Below are 377 nucleotides of genomic sequence, written 5' to 3'. Positions count from 1 at the left end.
GCGATAACCGGCGGTATCGGCGCGTTGCGTGGCCCGAAGCATGGCGGCGCAAATGAAGTCGCGTTCGAGATCCAGAGCCGCTATCAGACGCCCGACGAAGCGGAAGCGGACATTCGTCGCCGCGTGGAAGCGAAGGAAGTCGTGATCGGCTTCGGTCATCCGGTGTACACGATCTCCGATCCGCGCAACAAGGTGATCAAGGACATTTCGAAGAAGCTGTCGAAGGAAGCCGGCGACACGAAAATGTACGACATCGCCGAGCGCCTCGAAACGACGATGTGGGACGCAAAGAAGATGTTCCCGAACCTGGACTGGTTCAGCGCGGTGTCGTATCACGCCATGGGCGTGCCCACCGCCATGTTCACGCCGCTGTTCGT

General features: G+C 60.2%; 1 protein-coding gene. It reads left to right on the top strand.

What is annotated here, in order from left to right; translation table 11 throughout:
* The coding region (locus ACRXB1_RS37435; RefSeq protein ID WP_449494944.1) for a citrate/2-methylcitrate synthase at window positions 1–377 on the top strand (377 nt) is incomplete at both ends.

The organism is Caballeronia sp. M23-90 (assembly GCF_053574605.1).
The sequence above is the reverse complement of the archived record's forward strand: the minus strand, read 5'-3'. Positions and strand labels throughout refer to the sequence as shown.